The sequence below is a fragment of the Shewanella colwelliana ATCC 39565 genome, from assembly GCF_000518705.1.
Classification (GTDB): Bacteria; Pseudomonadota; Gammaproteobacteria; order Enterobacterales; family Shewanellaceae; genus Shewanella; species Shewanella colwelliana.
Genome location: NZ_JAEC01000036.1, coordinates 22,143 through 42,726, shown reverse-complemented (window position 1 = coordinate 42,726; position 20,584 = coordinate 22,143). Strand labels below are relative to the sequence as shown.

General features: G+C 45.1%; 24 protein-coding genes. 18 read left to right on the top strand and 6 right to left on the bottom strand.

The window, feature by feature from the left end; translation table 11 throughout:
* Window positions 1–173 precede the first annotated feature (173 nt).
* Window positions 174–305, top strand: a complete 132-nt coding sequence (locus L876_RS23200; RefSeq protein ID WP_259651127.1) for a hypothetical protein — start codon at window positions 174–176, stop codon at window positions 303–305.
* 730 nt (window positions 306–1,035) lie between these two features.
* Here L876_RS23200 and L876_RS0114625 read toward each other — a convergent pair.
* Window positions 1,036–1,779, bottom strand: coding sequence for a DUF481 domain-containing protein (locus tag L876_RS0114625; RefSeq protein WP_028764488.1), 744 nt, complete (start codon window positions 1,777–1,779; stop codon window positions 1,036–1,038).
* Between the two features lie 225 nt (window positions 1,780–2,004).
* Between L876_RS0114625 and rpsF the strand changes: the two genes are divergently transcribed.
* From rpsF to rplI, 4 genes are read left to right on the top strand one after another with little or no spacing between them, the layout of a single operon-like run.
* Window positions 2,005–2,418 carry a 30S ribosomal protein S6 gene (gene rpsF / locus L876_RS0114620; RefSeq protein ID WP_028764487.1) on the top strand — a complete coding sequence of 138 codons (414 nt, stop codon included), beginning with the start codon at window positions 2,005–2,007 and terminating at the stop codon, window positions 2,416–2,418.
* Between the two features lie 8 nt (window positions 2,419–2,426).
* A complete protein-coding gene (priB, locus tag L876_RS0114615; protein ID WP_028764486.1) occupies window positions 2,427–2,732 on the top strand; it encodes a primosomal replication protein N in 306 nt (101 codons plus the stop codon).
* 11 nt (window positions 2,733–2,743) lie between these two features.
* Window positions 2,744–2,971, top strand: a complete 228-nt coding sequence (gene rpsR / locus L876_RS0114610) for a 30S ribosomal protein S18 (protein WP_011867078.1) — start codon at window positions 2,744–2,746, stop codon at window positions 2,969–2,971.
* A gap of 27 nt (window positions 2,972–2,998) precedes the next feature.
* Entirely contained in the window at window positions 2,999–3,451 is a 453-nt protein-coding gene (gene rplI, locus L876_RS0114605; RefSeq protein WP_028764485.1) for a 50S ribosomal protein L9, read from the top strand.
* Window positions 3,452–3,719: 268 nt separating this feature from the next.
* Here the strand turns inward: rplI and L876_RS0114600 are convergent, their stop codons facing one another.
* Entirely contained in the window at window positions 3,720–5,924 is a 2,205-nt protein-coding gene (locus L876_RS0114600; protein ID WP_028764484.1) for a S46 family peptidase, read from the bottom strand.
* Between the two features lie 120 nt (window positions 5,925–6,044).
* Here L876_RS0114600 and dnaB point away from each other — a divergent pair, with 120 nt between their 5' ends.
* The 3 genes from dnaB (at window position 6,045) to L876_RS21835 (ending at window position 10,004) form a co-directional block, all read left to right on the top strand.
* Window positions 6,045–7,451, top strand: coding sequence for a replicative DNA helicase (gene dnaB, locus L876_RS0114595; protein ID WP_028764483.1), 1,407 nt, complete (start codon window positions 6,045–6,047; stop codon window positions 7,449–7,451).
* 109 nt (window positions 7,452–7,560) lie between these two features.
* Window positions 7,561–8,637: an alanine racemase gene (alr, locus tag L876_RS0114590; RefSeq protein ID WP_028764482.1), complete on the top strand. Its 1,077-nt coding sequence runs from the start codon at window positions 7,561–7,563 to the stop codon at window positions 8,635–8,637.
* 77 nt (window positions 8,638–8,714) lie between these two features.
* Window positions 8,715–10,004 (top strand): BamA/TamA family outer membrane protein, encoded by a 1,290-nt coding sequence (locus L876_RS21835; RefSeq protein WP_345939980.1) that lies wholly within the window; start codon window positions 8,715–8,717, stop codon window positions 10,002–10,004.
* Window positions 10,005–10,025: 21 nt separating this feature from the next.
* On the opposite strand, the gene L876_RS0114580 is transcribed toward L876_RS21835, so the two are convergent.
* Window positions 10,026–10,490, bottom strand: coding sequence for a chemotaxis protein CheX (locus L876_RS0114580; RefSeq protein WP_028764481.1), 465 nt, complete (start codon window positions 10,488–10,490; stop codon window positions 10,026–10,028).
* Window positions 10,491–10,621: 131 nt separating this feature from the next.
* A complete protein-coding gene (locus L876_RS21830) occupies window positions 10,622–11,221 on the bottom strand; it encodes an SOS response-associated peptidase (RefSeq protein ID WP_051413146.1) in 600 nt (199 codons plus the stop codon).
* A gap of 173 nt (window positions 11,222–11,394) precedes the next feature.
* Between L876_RS21830 and dusA the strand changes: the two genes are divergently transcribed.
* The 4 genes from dusA (at window position 11,395) to L876_RS0114550 (ending at window position 13,715) form a co-directional block, all read left to right on the top strand.
* On the top strand, window positions 11,395–12,384 hold the full coding sequence (gene dusA, locus L876_RS0114570) for a tRNA dihydrouridine(20/20a) synthase DusA (protein WP_028764480.1): 990 nt from the start codon (window positions 11,395–11,397) through the stop codon (window positions 12,382–12,384).
* Window positions 12,385–12,664: 280 nt separating this feature from the next.
* A complete protein-coding gene (locus L876_RS0114565) occupies window positions 12,665–12,958 on the top strand; it encodes a hypothetical protein (protein WP_037428845.1) in 294 nt (97 codons plus the stop codon).
* Window positions 12,959–13,130: 172 nt separating this feature from the next.
* On the top strand, window positions 13,131–13,337 hold the full coding sequence (locus tag L876_RS0114555) for a PspC domain-containing protein (RefSeq protein ID WP_028764478.1): 207 nt from the start codon (window positions 13,131–13,133) through the stop codon (window positions 13,335–13,337).
* A 33-nt stretch (window positions 13,338–13,370) separates the two neighbouring features.
* A complete protein-coding gene (locus tag L876_RS0114550; RefSeq protein ID WP_245686941.1) occupies window positions 13,371–13,715 on the top strand; it encodes a hypothetical protein in 345 nt (114 codons plus the stop codon).
* A gap of 36 nt (window positions 13,716–13,751) precedes the next feature.
* Here L876_RS0114550 and L876_RS0114545 read toward each other — a convergent pair whose 3' ends face one another.
* The gene (locus L876_RS0114545; RefSeq protein WP_028764476.1) at window positions 13,752–14,489 is read right to left on the bottom strand and encodes an enoyl-CoA hydratase-related protein; all 738 of its coding nucleotides are present in this window, start codon (window positions 14,487–14,489) and stop codon (window positions 13,752–13,754) included.
* Window positions 14,490–14,539: 50 nt separating this feature from the next.
* On the opposite strand from L876_RS0114545, the gene L876_RS0114540 reads away from it, so the two are divergent.
* Genes L876_RS0114540 through L876_RS0114530 form a run of 3 tightly spaced genes read left to right on the top strand, consistent with a single transcriptional unit; the run spans window position 14,540 to window position 16,735 of the window.
* Window positions 14,540–15,007 carry a copper chaperone PCu(A)C gene (locus L876_RS0114540; protein WP_028764475.1) on the top strand — a complete coding sequence of 156 codons (468 nt, stop codon included), beginning with the start codon at window positions 14,540–14,542 and terminating at the stop codon, window positions 15,005–15,007.
* A gap of 12 nt (window positions 15,008–15,019) precedes the next feature.
* A complete protein-coding gene (locus tag L876_RS0114535) occupies window positions 15,020–15,991 on the top strand; it encodes a DUF2333 family protein (RefSeq protein ID WP_028764474.1) in 972 nt (323 codons plus the stop codon).
* Between the two features lie 3 nt (window positions 15,992–15,994).
* The gene (locus L876_RS0114530; protein WP_028764473.1) at window positions 15,995–16,735 is read left to right on the top strand and encodes a TIGR04219 family outer membrane beta-barrel protein; all 741 of its coding nucleotides are present in this window, start codon (window positions 15,995–15,997) and stop codon (window positions 16,733–16,735) included.
* A gap of 69 nt (window positions 16,736–16,804) precedes the next feature.
* Here the strand turns inward: L876_RS0114530 and tolC are convergent, their stop codons facing one another.
* A complete protein-coding gene (gene tolC / locus L876_RS0114525) occupies window positions 16,805–18,121 on the bottom strand; it encodes an outer membrane channel protein TolC (RefSeq protein ID WP_028764472.1) in 1,317 nt (438 codons plus the stop codon).
* 283 nt (window positions 18,122–18,404) lie between these two features.
* On the opposite strand from tolC, the gene nudF reads away from it, so the two are divergent.
* From nudF to cpdA, 3 genes are read left to right on the top strand one after another with little or no spacing between them, the layout of a single operon-like run.
* On the top strand, window positions 18,405–19,013 hold the full coding sequence (gene nudF / locus L876_RS0114520) for an ADP-ribose diphosphatase (protein WP_028764471.1): 609 nt from the start codon (window positions 18,405–18,407) through the stop codon (window positions 19,011–19,013).
* Window positions 19,010–19,456: a DUF1249 domain-containing protein gene (locus L876_RS0114515; protein ID WP_028764470.1), complete on the top strand. Its 447-nt coding sequence runs from the start codon at window positions 19,010–19,012 to the stop codon at window positions 19,454–19,456. The genes nudF and L876_RS0114515 overlap by 4 nt, the downstream gene beginning before the upstream one ends.
* Window positions 19,457–19,465: 9 nt before the next feature.
* Window positions 19,466–20,305, top strand: a complete 840-nt coding sequence (gene cpdA, locus L876_RS0114510) for a 3',5'-cyclic-AMP phosphodiesterase (RefSeq protein ID WP_028764469.1) — start codon at window positions 19,466–19,468, stop codon at window positions 20,303–20,305.
* Window positions 20,306–20,584 lie beyond the last annotated feature (279 nt).

The following is a 20,584-nucleotide window of genomic DNA, read 5'->3' as shown; positions in this document are numbered from 1 at the left end:
GTTATTTAGGCGTTACCGTATATCAGCTTGCCATTCTTTCCCTAATAATAATCATCACTTTAAGAGCTTTGACTCTAACCAATTTCTGTCCAGAAACGATTTAACTTCTGATTGCCTAAGTCATACTAATAAGGCTAAATCGAAGAGAATGAAAACTCGGTGTAGGTGCGGCTGTGGCCTTCCGTGACATGGATGTCACGGCAGAGCCTACAGGGAACGTACTTGCGGCGTGTCACAGAAGTACCTGCACGAATAGCCTGCTGCAAGCAATTCAAAACAATGAAAGTCAACGCTACCATCAATAAATAAAAACAACTTCGTCAAATGTCACAAGCCAAAAATGCCAACACCTTCATTCCAAGGCAAACACACTTTTGTCCAGAAACGATTTAACTTGTGATTGCCCAAGTGATAGCAGCAAGGTTAAATCGAAGAGATAGAAAGCTCGGTGCGAACTCAGTTGTGACCTTCTGAGGCATGGCCGCTCTCTGACATCCATGTCATCGCGGCATTTGTGAATCCATTCACGTCAGATACCGAGGTAGAGCTCACATGGAAGTGCTCGAACAACGTCCATGTCTAAAAGCCAGTTCGGCGTCCATGCCTCTCGTTCGTAAGCACGCAGCTACGCTTCTCTCACCGTGTCACAAATGTGTTTGCACGTGGGGCCTGCTGCAAGCAATTCAAAACAATGTAAAGTCAACGCTACCGTCAGCGAAATAAAAACCAATACAGCCAAATGTTATAAGCCAAAAATGCCAACACCTTCATTCGAAGGTCTGCTTATTTTTGTTCAAAAATGAGTTAACTTTTGGTTATCCAAGAGATACCTGTAAGGCTAAATCGAAGAGAGTGATAATTTGGTGTAGGCATGGAGGTGGGCGTTAACAGCCTGCTGCAGGCAATTGATGAACCATGAAGCCATGGTTCGCAGAGCCCTTTAAAATTTCAAGTCGGCTGAACGCAAAACAATTGAAACAGCGCTTCGCCTATCAAATCGCCATTGAGACCTTGTGCAGCTACAGGTGAGCTACCTTATTTAAAGGTATACAGCAGGTTAAAGGTGGTGACTGTATCCGTCTGTTTAGAGTCTTCTGGCACTATCTCAGTATATTTAACGTTCATGCCAATCTTAAACGCCCAATCTTGGAACAGGGTGTTCTTGTAACTCATATCTAAGGTCAGTGTGTTGTTGTTCTCGCCGACTTCGGCGGTGAGATCGGCATTGAAGCTAGTATATTCGTGGATTTTTTGCTCAAATTTCGCCGCTGTACGTAAAATGATGTCGCGGTCGGCTTCAGGGCTGGGTTCCGATTCGCTCCCTTGAGGTAGGTTATATCGATAACCTGGGCCTATCTCTAAACTTAGTTTTGTACGGTCACCGCCAATGGCGTCAAAACCATAACCCGTGGAAACGGTTGAGATGCGGGTGTAACTACCAAACCTGTCTTCGGTAAAGTCACCCCGAGCAAAGACGTAACCGCTATAGAATTTGTAACTTGACTGGAGCTCTACATCATATTTCTCAGCGGTGGTCTTCTCTGAGTCGGCAGCGTAATAGGCTTTAAAAACACCTTCCTGTCTAAAGATATCCGTGTCGTAGACAAGTTTGGTGCGGCCATTAAAGCTACTCGACTCTGTGTTACCGGTATTGACCTGCAGCCCGGCTTCTATCTCGGCGGTAAAGTCGCTCGGTGGCTCTTGATAGTCAGGTGGCACTAACGCCCAGATACTTTGAGATAAAAGTATGGTGGTGAAAAATAGAGAAGCTCTTAACATTATTTTTATTCTTGTACGGCTTGAGTAAAGGGACCATCGCAATAGTTCACCATCATACCGTTTCATCGTTCAATCGGCAAAGTGAATAGCTAAAGATATCACTTGAGTTATTGGCACTTCCCATGTAATATTCCGCGGCTTAATTCAGTCACTTTAATTAGTTCCTTGCCTCCATTTGGTCTGACTGAGCCAACAACGAGGCTAGATAACCGTAAGGAGCAAAAAATGCGTCATTATGAAATCGTATTTTTAGTTCACCCTGATCAGAGTGAACAAGTGCCAGGTATGATCGAACGTTACACGGGTATTCTTACCCAAGCTGGCGGTCAAGTTCACCGTTTAGAAGATTGGGGCCGTCGTCAATTGGCTTACCCAATCATCGAATTGCATAAAGCTCACTATGTTCTTATGAACGTTGAAGCTACTGCAGAATCGGTTGAAGAGCTAGAAACAGCTTTCCGTTTCAACGACGCTGTTCTTCGTAGCATGGTTATGCGCACTAAAGGTGCCATCACTGAAGCTTCTCCAATGGCTAAAGCGAAAGACGAGCGTGATTCACGTCGTTCTAGCGAAGATCGCCCAGCTGCTACTGAAGCAACTGAAGCATCTGCAGAAGCCACTGAAAACACAGCAGAGTAAGTTTATTTGTGGCCACCAATCACTTGGTGTTGTCTGGAACTATAAATCGTTCTAGAAGCTTTAAAAGCCCAGCGGGCATTGCGCATTGCGTAATTATGTTGGAACACAAATCGCAGGTTTATGAAGCTGAAATGCTCAGAAACGTTTACTGCCAGATACAAGTTATATTTAGTGGCGAGCGCTTTGAAAGCGTAACAGACAAACTGAAATCCGGTGTGGATATCGAGGTACAAGGTTTTATCGCACTTCAACAAGGGCGAAATGGCCAAAACCGTTTGGTATTACACGCTGAAAATGTCGAATTGAAAACTTAGGAGACTGTCACATGGCACGTTATTTCCGTCGTCGCAAGTTCTGCCGTTTCACTGCAGAAGGCGTTACAGAGATCGATTACAAAGATATCGCTACTCTAAAGAACTACATCACTGAAAGTGGTAAAATTGTTCCTAGCCGTATCACTGGTACAAACGCTAAATATCAACGTCAACTAGCTCGCGCTATCAAGCGTGCTCGTTATCTTTCTCTACTGCCGTACACTGATTTACATCAGTAATACTGCATCAATTTAGAGGAATATAAAATGAACGTTATTTTACTAGATAAAATCGCTAACCTAGGTAACTTGGGTGACCAAGTTTCTGTAAAAGCGGGTTACGCACGTAACTACCTTTTACCACAAGGTAAAGCTGTTGTTGCTAACGCTGCTAACACTGAAGTTTTTGAAGCACGTCGTGCTGAACTAGAAGCTAAGTTAGCTGCTGACCTAGCTGCTGCAAACGAGCGCGCTGAGAAAATCAACGCACTTGAGCCTGTTGTTATCGCTTCTAAAGCGGGTGATGAAGGTAAGCTATTCGGTTCAATTGGTAACCGTGATATCGCTGATGCAGTAACTGCTGCTGGTGTTGAACTTGCTAAGAGCGAAGTTCGTCTTCCACTAGGTGCTATCCGCACTACTGGTGAATACGAAATTGATGTTCAAGTTCACACTGAAGTTAAAGCTGTTGTTAAAGTTTCTGTTGTTGCAGAAGACTAATACCTCAGTTTAAGAGCTTTAAAGAAAACACCGCACTAAGTTGATTAGGCGGTGTTTTTTTGTGCCTGAAATATGTTAAGAAACTAGAAGCTAGAAGCTAGAAGCTAGAAGCTAGAAGCTAGAAGCTAGAAGCTAGAAGCTACTTAGGGGCTAGGGCGGCGGTTTACAAACCAGCAGCCGACGAAGTCTGCGATCTCCTAGGGCTTAGCCCGTTCTAGCAGCCACGCAGTGGCGATCTCGAGGCTAAAACAGACTGGCCCTTTAAGCGTTAGTTTGTCACTAACTCCAGCTCTTTGATCAAGTTGTCGGCATGGTCAACTTCATCCATCATCCATAAGGTATAGCGAATATCGACATGCACTGCACGAGTGATGGTCGGGTTAAAGAACCAATCTTTAGTGATGGCTTCATAGGTAGAATCGAAGTTAAGTCCAACCAAATCTCCTTGGCCATTGAAGACTGGCGAGCCTGAGTTACCGCCAGTGGTGTCGACACTGGACAAGAAGTTAACTGGCACCGAGCCAAAGCTCTCAGGTTTATCCAAACAAGAGAATAGACGGCATAACCAAGACGCAGGGTCTTGGTAGACGCTCTCCACCATATGGCGTCCATAGCGTTTAGCCTTAATCGCATCTAACACCTTTTGTGGGGCGTCAAATGGTGCTATGCCTGTGTGCTTGGCGACGATTCCTTCTAGGCGAGTGAAAGGTTGCTTATAGAGCGCATCCTTTGACTGATAGCCATCAACCATGCCGTAAGTAATACGCAAGGTACCGTTGGCATCAGGGTAAACAGGCCAGTTGTTGGCTTTGTAATAGGCTATCACCGCTTCCATGTAGTCAGGACGGGCTTTTGACAGCTTTCCAGCCAAGGTTTTTTGCGCTGTCTCTTGCGCCATATTGGTATCATATAGCGCAACCGCTAGGCGAATAAACGGATCGGCACTGGTTTCAAATGCTGCAACATCCGCATCCATCCATGCTAAACGCTTAGCTTGGTCCGTTAAGCCTGTTAATGAGTAGAGGCCATCTAACTTATCAGATAAGGTGATGTTACTGTCATCACTGTTAAGCATCTTATCTAACGCCTCAACCCGATGGTCTTGCGTCAGATAGGCATTGAGATCTTGCAGCCACAATGTCTTATCCATCGACAAGTCAAAACTGCTGTCTAAACGCATAAGACGCGCCGTGAACATCTTCATGTCACGTGATTGGTAACCCTCTTCACGCTGTGCATCTGACTTGGTCTTCTCTTTCGCTAGGCGATAAAGCTGTTTAGCGGTTGAGAGCAGTGCACTCGATTGTGCATTTTCAAAGTAGTAACGGGTTTGCAGGGCATGACGCTGGTCAATCAATAAGGTTTCGAGCTTATCGAACTGAGCTTGATAGCTTTGATATTGCGTATCAGCGGCAAGCCACTGGCGAAAATCATCTTCACGAGCTTGCTTGATACCTGCAATATCAGTGGCTTTAAAACCATCGAGTAGGCCGTTGTACTTTTTCATGCGGTTAGCCATAGAAGCTAGGCTGCCAGCATATTTCAGTTTGATATTGCTATCTTGATTGCCCATCGCTTCGATAGTATCGATGCGTAGCTGATAACGCTCAGCATAAGTGGGGTAGAGCCAGTTACTGGCAAACTTAAGTTCGCTGGTTAAACGGTAACGGCTGGTAGAGCCTGGATAACCGGCAACAAACACGCCGTCTCCAGCTTTAACGCCATCAGCATTTATCTTTAAATAGCTCTTTGGCTTAAACGGGACGTTGTCTTCGCTATAAGCTGCAGGTTTACCATCTTGACCAACGTAGGCGCGTAAGAAGGTAAAGTCGCCTGAGTGGCGTGGATATTCGTAATTGTCGATATCACCACCAAAGGCACCCACACTTTCTGGTGGTGCATAGACTAAACGAACGTCACGAATGATCAGCTGTTTAATTAGGTAGTATTCTAAGCCATTGTGAAAACTGCGCACAGAGCAACGGTAGTTTTCATCGCTTTCACACTCTTTAATTAATGCCTTACGATTTGCTTGGATGGTTTCAAAGCGTTTTAGCGGGTCATCACTCAAGCCCGTTTTGACCTCGGCACTGACATCGGTGACCGCTTCTGTAATATAGAGGCGTTCGTTAGGTCCTGCAGAAGGTTCATCTTTTTGCTGCTTAGCTAAAAAACCATCGGCGATGTAGTTGTGCTCTTTTTTACTGTTGTATTGTATGGCTCGATACGCGCAGTGATGATTTGTGACAACTAAACCTTGGGGCGACACGAAACTGGCGGTACAATAGCCCAGCCCGACAACGGCGTTCATTGGGTACTGGGTGAGATCGGCAAGTTGTTTTGCTGGAATTTCAATACCACGTTCGCTAAGTTTGTCTGCGATCGAAGGCATTTGATAAGGTTGCCATTGCCCTTCATCGGCAATAACAATGCCTGATGACAGCATTAAGGCTGCAACCAATGCTTTGCGCATGTTTATTCCTTAATTATTATAGAGAGTTGTGAACGAACAGAGTCTTATGTTCTGTTAATGTTCTGCTTGACCCCGGTTTTATACCATATTTTGCCTAATCGTTGGAAATTTGGAGAGTTAATGGCACAGCAAGGTGGTTTTCAGGCTAAGAAGAAGCCAAGAGATATACAGATGGATGCATTGAAAATGCCGCCCCATTCTATTGAAGCGGAGCAGTCTGTTCTCGGTGGCTTGATGTTAGATTCAGACGCTTGGGATAAAGTGGCCGAAGCTGTGGTGAAAGAGGATTTCTACTCTCGCTCTCACAAGATGATCTTTATGGCAATGGAGTCGCTAGTTGCTGCGGGGCAACCGATAGATTTGATCACCGTCTCTGAGCAGTTAGAAGTTGAAGATAGCCTCGAAGATGCGGGGGGCTTTGCCTACATAGGCGAGATTGCTAAAAATACCCCAAGTGCCGGTAATATTCTCTCTTATGCGTCTATTGTTCGTGAACGTGCGGTTGTACGTGAAATGATCAAAGTGGCCAACGAAATAGCCGATGCGGGTTTTAACCCTGAAGGACGTAACTCAGGTGAACTACTGGATTTGGCCGAAAGCAAGGTCTTTAAGATCGCTGAGCAACGCGCTAACGCCAATGAGGGGCCTGAGGGCATTAAGACCATTTTGGAAAAAACGGTCGATAAAATCGAAGAGCTATATAATAACCCGCATAACGGTGTAACCGGAGTATCTAGTGGCTTTGGCGACTTAGATAAGATGACCGCAGGTTTCCAATCTGGTGACCTAGTTATTGTGGCGGCTCGTCCATCTATGGGTAAAACCACGTTTGCGATGAACTTGTGTGAGCAAGCGGCGCTCAATGAAGATAAGCCAGTGCTTATTTTTAGTCTTGAGATGCCTTCAGAACAGATCATGATGCGTATGTTGGCGTCACTGGGTCGTGTTGACCAAACCAAAATCCGTACCGGTCAGCTTGATGACGATGATTGGGCGCGTGTATCTTCAACCATGGGGATCATGCTCGAGCAGGGTAAGATGTATATCGATGATGGCTCGGGTTTAACGCCAACAGAAGTACGTAGCCGTGCTCGCCGTATTGCGCGTGAATATGGTGGGTTGTCGATGATCATGATCGATTACCTTCAATTGATGCAAGTGCCCGCTCTATCAGATAATCGTACCCTAGAGATCGCTGAAATTTCACGTTCGCTTAAGGCGCTGGCTAAAGAGTTAGAGATCCCCGTTATCGCGCTATCGCAGCTCAACCGTTCATTGGAGCAACGTGCTGATAAACGCCCCGTGAACTCGGATTTGCGTGAATCCGGATCCATTGAGCAAGATGCCGATTTGATCATGTTTATTTATCGTGACGAAGTGTATAACAACGACTCTGAAGATAAAGGGACGGCGGAGATTATTATTGGTAAGCAACGTAACGGGCCGATTGGACGTGTGCGTTTGGTTTTCCAAGGGCAATATTCTCGTTTTGATAACTACGCTGGTCCTCAGTTCGAAGAAGATTAATCAAGACGGTTCATTGGGTTAAATTAAACTTGATTTAAGTAGCCCGTTGAACCCGGTTTTTACGTTACCCTCTGTTAAGTGATAGCGTCATAATATTTAAGGTTACTGTTTGAAACCCTTTCCTCGTGCAGAGATCAGCGGCGTTGCGCTGAAATCTAATTTACAACGTTTACGTGAACTGGCGCCTAATAGCCGGGTCATGGCGGTTGTTAAGGCTAATGGTTATGGCCATGGCTTACTCAATGTGGCCAATTGTCTATCTAGCGCCGATGGCTTTGGGCTGGCGCGGCTTGAGGAAGCGCTGGAACTCAGAGCTGGCGGTGTTTCGGCCAAGTTGTTGCTGTTAGAAGGTTTCTTTCGTCAGTCTGATTTAGCTTTACTGGTGCAACATGACATTGAAACTGTTGTGCATCATGAGTCACAAATCGAAATGCTGGAAAGCGCACAGTTGGCAAAACCAGTAACCGTGTGGATGAAAGTCGATTCGGGTATGCACCGTCTGGGCTTTAATCTAGAACAGTTTAATGACACCTATCAACGTTTAATGCAGTGTCCACAGGTGGCTAAGCCTATCCACTTAATGACCCATTTTGCTTGTGCCGATGAGCCCAATAACCCAGCGACCGCTGAGCAAACTCAGCGTTTCAATACGATGACGCAAGGGCTGCCGGGTGAGCGGACGTTAGCAAACTCAGCTGCCGCCCTTTATTGGCAAGAGACTCAAGCCGATTGGATTCGCCCAGGTATCGCGCTTTACGGGGTTTCCCCAGTTGCGGGCGACTTTGGGAGTAATCATGGTTTAATTCCTGCGATGGAATTAATGTCTCGTCTTATTGCTGTGCGCGATCATAAAGCGGGCGATCCCGTTGGCTATGGGAGTTATTGGCATGCTAAAAAGGATACCAAGTTAGGCGTTGTTGCCATTGGCTATGGCGATGGCTATCCGCGTAATGCACCGGAAGGGACACCTGTTTGGATAAATGGTCGCTTGGTGCCTATTGTCGGTCGAGTATCGATGGATATGCTCACGGTTGATCTGGGTATCGATGCAATTGATGTCGTTGGTGATGATGTTATGTTATGGGGAAAAACCCTGCCCGTAGAAGATGTTGCCGAGCATATCGGGACTATTGCTTATGAGCTAGTCACCAAGCTTACCCCCCGTGTAGCAGTGTGTTTGGACTGATCACTGCCCAATAGATTCCAGTTGTAAATCGACTCTGTCATGCCGGATGCAATGAGTCGATTTGGAAATTTTCCTCCTTGAATGTTTTAAATTACCCTCGTTTAATCGTGGCTGGTAGCAGCTTGTTAGTTAGTGCCGCCGCGTGGTCAACACAAGAGATTGATGAGCCTGTTGAGTCAACAGACCTGGAGCGGTCCCAGTCTTTGAAAAGTGAGTTTATTGCCGTTCCCTTTATTTTTTCAACTGAAACATTAAGTACGGCCGTTGGCGGTGCAGGTGTGTTAAAGCATGCCGGCCAAATGCAGGCTTCTGTGCTTGCCGTGGGACTTGGCAGTGCCAATGATTCATGGGTGACTTATTTGGCTGCTAATTCTTATCAGCTACCTAAGCTAGAGCAATGGTTATTTTCAGCCGAATTCTATCGTGCCAGTTATAAGCAGGGGATCTACTTTATCGACACAGATCGTGGCGAGTCAATGCTGGCTGCTAACCAGCCAAGTAGCGGTCAATTAACTGAGACTGAACGTGTTATAACCCTTGGCGATGAGTCATATGCTAAGTTGCACATGAAGTATGTTTTGCCGTGGGGTCGAGGGGTTAATGGTGCAGCTAAGTCACTTGTCCCAGCAACAGAGGCACTCTCTTGGAATCCACTCACCTCAGGTGTTAGTAGCCTTACCGTAAGCCCGTTTTATCGAATGCAGCAGCTACAAGGCTATGATTATCTACCTGATGAGTCTCAAGGCGTAGCGTTGCAATTGGGCTGGGACAACAGAGACAATGGCAAAAACAGTACTCAAGGCGGGCAAACTCGCCTGACACTGACGCGTGATTTTGGCAGTGCATCGCGCAGTAGTTGGACGACTTGGGAATTTGAACAAAGCTTGTTTCTGTCTTTAGGTCAAAGTGACTGGTTTGCCAAACAAGTGCTAGCGTTTAATCTTTACTTAGCGGATACGCCCACATTGCAAAGTGGCAATCTAGATACTGGCGAATATCATCGCCCGCCGAGTTTTGTGGGTGTCTCTTTAGGTGGGTTTAATAAGCTTAGAGGGTATGCTGGTCAGCAGTTTGTCGGCCGCAGTGCGGTATTGTACTCCGCTGAGTACCGTATGCAGCCTAAATGGCAACCATTAACGACTTTGCCTCTTTTTAATTTGTACCACATACCTTGGTGGCAGTGGACACTGTTTGCTGAAACCGGGCAAGTGAGTGATGAGTTTACTGTTGAGAGCTTGCACCAAGACATGAAATGGACATTAGGGGCGGGTGTGCGATTTGAGGTTGAGGGGATTGTGGTTCGCACCGACTTTGCTGTGAGTGAGCAAGGAGGTCAGTTTTGGGTGATGGTGAATCAGCCGTTCTAGCCCCGCAGGGCTAACGTCTGATCAGCTTTCGAAGCAGATCTCGATATAGGCATTTCCCCAGTTGCTGGTGAACGGCATGATGATTTTTTTGCCATCAGATTTATGTGCGATTGTATGACCTTTTCCTGAGACGACGATAGGCGTAGCCATTTCAAATTCGTAACCTTTATCACCCAAAAGGTTTTTTGCACCACCAGTGACCATATTGGTTATTTCACCAACTAAGTCAGTTACTTCTTCATTGATGCTGCTGGGCTTTTCACCGAGCATACTATTCATTATTTCAAGGATGAGTGGTTCTTCAAAGGTGATCGACAGTGACCCCTTGGTCTGAGGCCCAACCATGCCAATTAAGCCAGACACGTCTCCCTTGGCTAAGTTATCTTTTTTCAGGTTAGGTTTACCTGGGGTTAGGCTCATATTTGCCATGGTTTGCAATACGTTGAGCAAAGACTCCAAAAAAGGGTTGATAAAGTTAACATTCATCTGACGTTAGGCTCCATTTCTGACGTTAAGCGTTATATAAGCTTAGGTGAAGTTTTATCTTATAGCTTGAATTATCATCATTAACCTTAGCATAGATAATAGAAGGTTAAGCATAACTTTTTATACTAACTCTATGTTACATTTGATATTTGTGATGCTGCTATCGCATCTACTCTAAGCCAGCCACCCATGAAATCGTTGAAATTTGATTGCTGTGTATCATTAGCGCTAAGCCAATGTGGTACCCATTTACTGGGGAGAAGAAACGGCATTCTAGGGTGGTAGTCAGCGCAAAGTTGATTCGCGGAGGTGGTTAGTGTAACGACCTGTCGGTTGGCCGATTCATTGAAAAACTGTATGCCAGCCATGAATAGTGGCCTATCTGATACATGACGAAATAGATACTTTTGTTTGGCTGTGTTTGTACCAGAAGACCACTCGTACCAGCCCGAACAGGGAATGATACAACGCGCAGTTTTATAGGCCTTTGCGAAGGTTTTTTTGTGCGCTGCGGTCTCTTGCTGCGCATTGATGATTAGCGCTTTGGACCACGATGGCTTAATCCCCCATGTTGCGCTGCGCTGGTGCATTAGGCCTTCTTCTAAGGTTACTATGTCTAAAGACTGAGTTGGATGGAGATCCAGTTGTTGCTGCGAGGCAAAGGTTAATCCAAGCGCATCACTGACCCATTGATTGAGTGGATCGGCAATGATATTGAGGCGACCACACATCATGGGCTCCGTTTCAGTCGTTAAGGGGTGAATCTATCATAGCCTGAAAATGTGAGTTTGAGGCATTGGCCACGCTATTGATTGTGCAAACCTGTGCAATTGTTCAGCGACCAGTGTAAAATGCGCGGCCACCTCTAGAGTGAGGGCTGCTAAACTATGGGTTACTCTTTTTTATGTCGTTAAATACCATGCCATCAACTATTAATCGCACCTTTTCAATTGCCCCTATGCTGGATTGGACTGACAGGCATTATCGCTATTTTGCGCGGCTGATGTCGGCGCAAGCTTTGCTATATACCGAGATGGTGACGACCGGGGCGATAATCCACGGTAAAGGTGATTATTTGGCCTATAACGATGAGGAGCACCCGTTAGCGCTTCAGTTAGGCGGGTCTAATGCCGTTGATTTAGCAACGTGCGCTAAGCTGGCGGCTGAGCGTGGCTATGATGAGATAAATCTCAACGTAGGCTGCCCATCGGATCGTGTTCAAAATGGTCGCTTTGGTGCTTGTTTAATGGCTGAGCCAGAACTGGTTGCTCAATGTGTCGAGGCGATGCGAGCTGTGGTCGATATTCCTGTCACCGTGAAGACACGTATTGGTATTGACGAGCAAGATAGCTACGAGTTTCTAACTCAGTTCATCGATACTGTGAGTGCAGCTGGCTGCGATACTTTTATCATCCACGCTAGAAAGGCGTGGCTACAAGGTCTTAGTCCAAAAGAGAATCGCGAAATCCCGGAGTTAGATTATCCTCGAGTCTACCAATTGAAGCGGGATTACCCGCACTTGAACCTTTCGCTCAACGGTGGTGTTAAGACCTTAACCCAGTGCGCGGAGCACTTAGCGCATGTTGATGGTGTGATGGTTGGACGAGAAGCTTACCAAAACCCTTACATGCTGGCACAGGTCGATCAACGGTTATGTGGTGAAGACAAACCTGTTTTGAGTCGAGATGCTGTTTTGGAGAAAATGATTCCTTATATAGAGAAACATTTACAAGATGGTGGACGACTAAACCATATCACTCGGCATATTACTGGGCTGTACCAAGGTGAGGTGGGGTCACGCGCATGGCGACGTTATGTCAGTGAAAATGCACATAAGCCTGGCGCAGGTATCGAAGTACTACACCAAGCTCGGGCGAGTATGGATTTAAAATAATATATAATTCAATTAAATAGTTGTTTTTTAGGTAAGCCTCCATATTAAATGGAGGCTTTTTTATTGTCTGTTCTTCAGCGTCTTACTGCGAGTTAGTGAATTTAACCAGCCAATAGTGAAACTCGCTATTTAGTTCCCGTGCTACATCGAACGATTTCTCCTTATCGCTATCATATTCTGTTTTTATATCATTAAAACAATATCTTATCTGTATTTAAAAAAGTTGGCACACCCTTTGTATTATCTTACTTGTCACAATCAATATGAAAAGGAAGACATCATGAACAAGCTAACTAAAGTATCACTAATCGCTTCATTGCTCGTTGGCGCAAGCTTCTCTGCAACGGCAGATGACTTTATCCCTACGAATATTAGCGCAACGTTAGAACGTAACATTTCGGCTCAGATGCAAGAGATGATGACTGTTGCGCAAAGAGAGTTAAGCCTTTCGGTTCAGGCGCAGTTGTCGGAGTCACTATTTGATAGCAGCGTTGAGCAGCAGGCCTTGAGTGTTGCCGAAGCGTCTAATCAAAACGACGAGACAGTGATTACCAGTGCAATGGTTAAGGAATAACAGTAATGATGTTTGAACTTGCAGCGTTATTGTTTTTACCCGTGTTGAGCTTTGCATTATGTGCGGCGGTCGTCTGTAGCTTTAGATGGCACAAAGTTATCTAACAAGATGCCGAGCTCAATGAGTTTTACGCCTTATATCTTAATTGACGAGGCAAAAGTTGGAGTTTGAAATGAACATTGATGATCTAGTTACTCGCTTAAAACGTCCAAGAAGAATGGTATGTGGTGTCGCTGCCATGACCGCCGATAAGTTTGATTGGTCATGTTTATGGACTCGTGTTGTGTGGGCGCTTGCCGTGGCGATGAACCCTGCGATGGGACTATTAGTTTATTTTGTATTGGCGTTGGTACTGCCAAAATGGCAACGGGAAATTTAGTCTGTGATGACAAACACTGGCAAAGGAGTTTCATTGAGTCAGCGCTTACTCGATATTACGGTCGCTGCAGCAGGAATCGTGACAGTGGGTGTATTGGTGCTCTTTCTCGCTAACTATCTCGAGCATTCATTTTTTTACATTAGCCTTGAGTCTTTGCAATGGATGGATATCGGACTTTGGGCTACCGCATTGACCTGCGCGGTACTGTTTAGCATTTTAGTTTGGGTTACATTGGCATTTAGTGTCATCGCGGTTGTTGCATCAGTGTGCGTGCTTATCGCCATTATCATGATGTTTTTAGGTTTCTCTTTAATTTGGCCGATTTTATTATTGCTCATTGCCGCATGGGGCATAGGCCAAGCTAGTCAGTTAGACTAGCCGTTATTCATACTCTCTTCGACTAGCCGTTAAGCGTTATTTACTCAGAAAGGCTCTAAATTGTGCCTTCGCCTCGTCACTTTGTAACCTAATGGCAAACTGCTTTAACTCTTTTTGCATTTGCGCCCTCACGACTTCGATGTCATCACGCATTAATTGCCTGCTTGCTTGTAGTGCCTGAGGGGGTTTGCTCGCCAATTTAATTGCTTGAGATAACGAGAATTCAATCAGGTTCTCTGAGTCAACAACCGCATTAATGATATTAAGGGTATGCGCTTTAGCTGCGTCAAAGGACTCACCTAAAAGTAGCAGTTCGGCGGCTTTCTGTTGGCCCATTAACCTAGGAAGTAGCAAGCTCGCTCCAGCTTCAGGGACCAAGGCTAAGTTGACAAAAGGCAGTTGGAATTTAGCCTTATTATCAGCGTAAACAAGATCGCAATGCAGTAACAAAGTCGTGCCTATGCCCACCGCTGGTCCAGTGACTGCTGCGACGACAGGTTTTTTTAGATCCAGTAGGGTAAATAGAAAAGTAAACGCGGGATGTTCTGGTCCTAAGTCACTATTTTTTAAAAAGTCAGCAACATCATTACCAGAGGTGAAACAATCATTTTGGCCTTTAATCATAAAGGCGTTAATTCCGTTGTCGGACTCCCCTTGGATAAGGTATTCTGTGAGTTGAGTGTACATTTCGAGGCTAAGCGCATTGCGTTTTTCTGGGCGATTGATTGTGATGATACGAACGCCCTGCTCATCCTGAATTTGAACGGTACTCATAGGTCAATATTCCTTATTTGGCTAAATGAGATAAAAAGGAGTTTAAGACATTGAAACATATTTTCAAACATGCGTTTAATTTAGTGTTGCTATCATGCACTTCATTTTCAGTTTTGGCAAATGTGATGCTGGTTGATGGCTATGTTCGAGCAATGCCGCCAAGTGTGCCCAATACCGCTGCTTATTTTAATTTGATGAATCATGGCCCAGCGGTGAAATTGGTTGCAGTGACAACAGATGTCGCAAACGAGGCACAACTGCACACGCTAGTTGAAGAGAATGGTGTGGTTAAAATGCGTCAGCAATCGAGCTTTAACCTAGAGGAGCACGGTCATTTAACGCTCGCTCCTTCTGGCGACCACATTATGTTGCTGGGCTTGAAAAAACCGTTAGTTGTTGGAGAAAGCGTTGATTTAACCCTGACGTTTGACAACGGTACTAAGCAGACGATCAGTTTAATGGTGAGTAAACAAGAGTTGGCTAACCAAGATGGTGGTGAACACCACCATCATCACTAAGGAACAATAGGTATGCAGATAACATGGAAAAGAGGCGGCATGCTTGCTGCGATTCTGGTTTTAATTGGCTATTTTATTGGCGTTTGGTGGAGTGTGGAGCCTGATGTCATTCCGCCGCACCAGTTAAACAGTGAAACAGGCCATAACGTTGTGGGCTATGCGACGACCACATCATTGATTGAGACAGTAGAAACCTTGCTGGATAAAAATGGTGGCTGGCTATCAAATGATATTATGCCACCATCACTCTTTATGGATAACATGCCCGCTTTCGAATTTGGTGCGATTGAGCAAGCGCGCGATCTAGCTTTGATTATGCGTAAAGAGTTCAGTCGCTCTCAGTCACAATCTACAGCCGACAAAGATCTATTGGCGGCGCATTCAAAACTTAATATTGAGCACACTAGCTGGTTAGTGCCTAGCGCGGAAGGCGAATATCGCGATGCGGTAAAGTTATTGAAGTTGTATAGGGCTAGAATGTCCGACAGCAATAACCCTGATGCACAGTTTTATGCGCGTGCGGATAACCTCAATGAGTGGCTGAAAGAGGTGCAAAAACGCTTAGGGAGTATGTCGCAGCGCTTGTCAGCAAGTGTGGGGCAGGAGCGTTTGAATACCGATTTGGCGGGCGACAGCGAGGCCAGCCAATCGACACCTAACTTTGCTAGCCAGCAGATAAAAACCAGTTGGTGGAAAATTGATGACGTATTTTATGAAACTCGTGGTGCGACTTGGGCATTGCTCAATTTCATGAAGGCCATTGAAATTGATTTTGCCGATGTGCTTAAAAAGAAAAATGCCGAAGTTAGCCTGCAGCAGATCATTCGTGAGCTGGAGGAAACTCAGCAACCTGTGTGGAGCCCAATGATCTTAAATGGTTCGGGGTTCGGCATAGTCGCCAATCACTCTTTAGTGATGGCCAATTATGTATCCCGCGCAAATGCCGCGGTAATTGATCTAACTAACTTATTGACTCAAGGTTAAATGATGAAAAAAACAATACTTGCATGTGCACTATTTGGCTCGCTAATCGCGACATCGGCACAAGCAGCGACGCTGGTGGGTTTTAAAGTCGGTGGCGACTATTGGCAGGCGGATACCAGTGGTACTTTTGCTCGGCGTGGTCAAACTCAGCAAGATTTTGATTACAGTTCTTCGTCACAAGGTAGTTTTTGGGTTGCTGTAGAGCATCCAATTCCTTTGGTGCCCAACCTCAAAATCCGTGAAAACCGGTTAGATGCGACGGGCGATGCCACATTGTCTGGTGATTGGGCATTTGGTGATCATACCTTTAGTGGCGATGTCACTACCGCTACCAATTTAAGCAACACAGATTTCGTGCTTTATTACGAATTGCTTGATAATGACATGGTTGCCTTAGATTTAGGTGCTGCATATAAGAAGATGCATGGTTCATATCGCGTTGCCGATGCTGGACACCCAGAACAGAAAGATTTAAGCAGTGGTGTGGTCATGGCATACGCAAATGCTGAAGTGGGCATTCCAGGGCTTGGTTTATACGGTTTTGCCGATGTGATGCTAGGTATCGATGAGAGCAGTGTTTATGACTACTCTGTTGGTCTAGGTTGGGCGTTTGATGGTGTAGCGTTAGACACTAAATTACGTGTTGGGTACCGTGATTTTAAATTTGATGTGAATAACTTTGACGGTATTACGGCAAATAGCCAGTTCAAAGGTTACTTCGCGGGTGTTGAATTAGTTTTCTAATCGCACATCGCAGCATAAAAAAAACCGCCAATAGGCGGTTTTTTTTATGCGTCTTGATAGAGGCTAACTTTACTCTGGCGCGATTAGGCCATTGTTGATAGCAATCACATCATCTTCATTAAGCATGCCTGTTGCTTGTTTAAGCGCTAGGATAGAGTTGATATAACCATAACGGGCATTTGATAGCTGACGCTTAGAATCGTACAGGTCACGAGTACGGTTAAGTACGTCAACGATAGTACGTGTACCCACTTCAAAACCAGCTTGAGTCGCTTTTAAGGCGCTTTCAGATGAAACTACTGATTGTTCATAAGCGCGGATTGAGCTGATCGATGCACCTACGTTATTGAAGTTGTTACGAACATCCTTTACCACTTTGCGGTAAGTTTGTTCCATCTTCTCACTGGCTTCAACATATTGATACTGGGCTTGGTTGACTTTAGAACTGACTTTAAAGCCTTCAAAAATCGGGACACTTAGGGTTAGACCGACATTAGCGTTGTCATAATCACTGAGATCACCGCTTTGATTCTTTAGTTCCAGATTGGTGGTGTAGCCAGCACTTAGGCTAAGTGAGGGCATATGACCCGCTTTGTAAAGTGAAATCGTCTGTTGCGCGATATCTTTACCGATACGAGTGGTCAATAGATCCACACTGTTGGTCTCTGCCATTTTCAGCCAATCTTGTGATTTAGCTGGCGAAGGACTTGCTGCACTGAAACGATTTGTGTCTAAAATATTAATCGATTTGTGGTCAATACCTGTGATTTCACGTAACGCTTCGTAGCTGTTAATGAGTTGGTTTTCAGCCAAAATCTCAGATGCACGAGCTAAGTCGTATTGTGCCTGTGCTTCATGCACATCGGTAATAGCTGTTAGACCTACAGCAAAGCGTTGTTTTGTTTGTTCTAATTGACGCTCAATCGCACGCTTTTCAGCACCTTTAAACTCGTAGTTATCTTTTGCCGATAGCACGTCAAAGTAGGCGCTAGTCACACGGATAATAAGTGTTTGCAATGTCGATGCATATGCCGCATCAGCCTGTGAAGCTGCAAGTTCGGCTAAGTCTAGCCCAACCCATGCGCTGTGGTCGTACACCACCTGTTTAAGCGAAACTCCAGCATTTAGGCCGCTGTTGTATTGATCGTCGTCAACGTTTGTCCAGCTCTTGCCGTAACCGACGCTTGCACTAATGGTCGGAAGTAGCGGCGCGCGATTTTCTTCAATCTGCTCGTAGAGGCGGTCACGCTGTGATTGGGCCTGCAGCGCAATAGGATCATTGGTTAGTGCTTGTTGATATATCTGCAGTAAATCGTCGGCGTGCACGGCAGAAGTCGTTGCCGCTAGAGTCAACGCTGCACATAAGGTGCGAATCTTAAATTTCATTACTTGTCCTTTTTGAGACATAAATACCCCTTATAACGGAGCAATTACTTAATAAAGTTAAGTGAGGCTTCAGCAAATCATTTGCGTAAAGCGGTTTGCGCTTCCCGACGCTTCCCGATACATCTAAACTTATAGAGTTAAGATATTAAGAAATTAACCATTTTTAAGTCAACTATGAAGTGTAACAGTTTTTGATTTTATGTCTGCAAATTTTGCGTTGTAGCATGTTATATTAGGGCTTCACACTATTCGTAATTGGCATTGTAAAAGCTAGGATGAGTTCATGAAGCAAGAGTTTAATCGCGATGATGTTCAAATGCTGAGCCAAAGAACCCTATATAAAGGTTTTTTCCGCATGGAAGAGTATCGATTTAAACACAAACTGTTTCGTGGCGGTTGGAGTGAGGAAGTGACCCGTGAGGTGTTTGAACGTGGTCATGCCGTGGTGGTTTTACCCTATGATCCGGAAACCGATAGTTTGGTGCTGATTGAGCAGCTCCGTATTCCCGTTATTGAGTCAGCGGCATCACCTTGGCTTTATGAATTGGTGGCTGGAATGATTGAGCCAGGTGAAACCGCTGAAGAGGTGGCTCACCGTGAATTGCATGAAGAGGCAGGTTTACGTGCCAGCGAAATGACCTGTGTCAGTAACTATTTTTCTAGCCCTGGGGGCACCAGTGAACGATTTGATTTTTACTGGGCACAGGTGGATGCAACCGCGGCACAGGGCATACACGGCTTAAGTGATGAACATGAAGATATTAAAGTGCATGTTATTCGCCGACAAGAAGCGTATCAGATGGTTGTAGACGGTCGTATTAACAACGCTTCCACAGTGATTGGCTTACAATGGCTACAGCTTAATTACCAGTCGTTGAGAACAAACCCGTGACAATCTCTTTAAATCAAAGGTCTAACCCCTATCAAGTTGATGTGAGTCGGTTTTTGGCCCTTTGCACTCGTAATTATTTTAATATGTTGCGTTGGTTACCAGCAGAGTGTGAGCAGGGCGAATGTTGGCAAGTGGAAGGGGATTTTGGGTGTTTGGATGTGAAGCTGTTGGAAAACACGCAATATACCCAGTTGGTCGAGATAAAACGGCATGTTGAAGCATCTCAATATATTGATACCCCTAAAGTTGTAGTGCGTGTTTATCATGACGCTAAATTAGCAGAAGTGTTAACTAGTCGACAGATTTACCGTCTAAGAGCAGTATATGATTATCCAAATATACGTATGTACCATAGAGATGAAAAGTATCAGGTTAATGCTTTTCTTGAAGAGTTACTAAAGATTGACAATCATGCTCGGGTTATCTGTCAGTCCGCATCTTAGGGTTTTAATGTGCTAAAAGAGGCTATCTCATATTCTATTGATGAGTGTGCAAGTGTCAGGATCGTACAAGTGACTGACCCGCATCTATTTGCTGATCCCGAGGCTCAGTTATTAGGTGTCAATACCGCTCATAGTCTTGACGCCGTATTAAATACGATTAAGGCCGTCGATTATCCTGCACATTTGATGTTGGCGACGGGTGATATCAGCCAAGACTATTCGAATGAGTCATACCATAACTTTGTCAAAGCCATTGCACCACTCAATGTGCCATGCCATTACCTGCCGGGTAATCATGATGATCCGCGTATTATGCACTTACATATGCAAGGCCCTAGCGTCTTTGGCGACCGACGTATTTTGGCGGGAAACTGGCAAATAATTATGCTTGATTCAACGGTGCGCGGTAAGCCCGGTGGTCATATGGCGGAAGCTGAGCTTGAATTAATTGAGGCGGCTATCGCGGATCAGCCTGATAAACATACGCTTTTGGTCATGCACCATAATCCAGTACTCGTCGGGTGTAAGTGGCTCGATCAACATTGTATGGACAATGGTAGTGAGTTTATTGATGCCGTTTCAACCTACCCTCAGGTTAAGGGGCTTCTCTGGGGGCATGTGCACCAGAGTTTAGATCAAGTTCATCAAGGTGAGCAGGGGCCAATGCGTCTGATGGCTACACCGTCAACCTGTATTCAATTCAAACCTAAATCACCTTATTTTGCTCTCGATGCACAGCAGCCTGGTTATCGCTTACTTGAGCTTAAAGCGGATGGCAGCATTTTAACCAATGTTTATCGTGTGCCAGGTAACAAGTTTTCTCCTGATCACGAGTCGAGCGGATACTAGTGCCTAATTTTGCGAAATTCACCGCCGATGTTCGTATCATAATATGTTAACCTAGCTGCCAAGTTAGGTTAATAGTCAGATAAACACAGCCATTAAAGTTTAGATTGCCTGCATAGACAGCTTAGATGTTTGAGGATGTTTTTACGGCTAGTTATTCGATATATTGGCAAGGTGAAGCCATGTCAGTAAGTGGGCTCATCGTTTTGTTAAAATCAAGGCAAAGACTTTCTATTAACAGCTTTATTCGTTATCAGAACCAAACAGAAAACAGACGACGCT

Bases quoted from the DNA above. Each gene is read 5' to 3' on its own strand.
- L876_RS0114625 (WP_028764488.1), bottom strand. From the start codon at position 1,779: ATGTTAAGAGCTTCTCTATTTTTCACCACCATACTTTTATCTCAAAGT.
- rpsF (WP_028764487.1), top strand. From the start codon at position 2,005: ATGCGTCATTATGAAATCGTATTTTTAGTTCACCCTGATCAGAGTGAA.
- rpsR (WP_011867078.1), top strand. From the start codon at position 2,744: ATGGCACGTTATTTCCGTCGTCGCAAGTTCTGCCGTTTCACTGCAGAA.
- rplI (WP_028764485.1), top strand. From the start codon at position 2,999: ATGAACGTTATTTTACTAGATAAAATCGCTAACCTAGGTAACTTGGGT.
- L876_RS0114600 (WP_028764484.1), bottom strand. From the start codon at position 5,924: ATGCGCAAAGCATTGGTTGCAGCCTTAATGCTGTCATCAGGCATTGTT.
- dnaB (WP_028764483.1), top strand. From the start codon at position 6,045: ATGGCACAGCAAGGTGGTTTTCAGGCTAAGAAGAAGCCAAGAGATATA.
- L876_RS0114580 (WP_028764481.1), bottom strand. From the start codon at position 10,490: ATGAATGTTAACTTTATCAACCCTTTTTTGGAGTCTTTGCTCAACGTA.
- L876_RS21830 (WP_051413146.1), bottom strand. From the start codon at position 11,221: ATGTGTGGTCGCCTCAATATCATTGCCGATCCACTCAATCAATGGGTC.
- dusA (WP_028764480.1), top strand. From the start codon at position 11,395: ATGTCGTTAAATACCATGCCATCAACTATTAATCGCACCTTTTCAATT.
- L876_RS0114565 (WP_037428845.1), top strand. From the start codon at position 12,665: ATGAACAAGCTAACTAAAGTATCACTAATCGCTTCATTGCTCGTTGGC.
- L876_RS0114555 (WP_028764478.1), top strand. From the start codon at position 13,131: ATGAACATTGATGATCTAGTTACTCGCTTAAAACGTCCAAGAAGAATG.
- L876_RS0114545 (WP_028764476.1), bottom strand. From the start codon at position 14,489: ATGAGTACCGTTCAAATTCAGGATGAGCAGGGCGTTCGTATCATCACA.
- L876_RS0114535 (WP_028764474.1), top strand. From the start codon at position 15,020: ATGCAGATAACATGGAAAAGAGGCGGCATGCTTGCTGCGATTCTGGTT.
- L876_RS0114530 (WP_028764473.1), top strand. From the start codon at position 15,995: ATGAAAAAAACAATACTTGCATGTGCACTATTTGGCTCGCTAATCGCG.
- tolC (WP_028764472.1), bottom strand. From the start codon at position 18,121: ATGAAATTTAAGATTCGCACCTTATGTGCAGCGTTGACTCTAGCGGCA.
- nudF (WP_028764471.1), top strand. From the start codon at position 18,405: ATGAAGCAAGAGTTTAATCGCGATGATGTTCAAATGCTGAGCCAAAGA.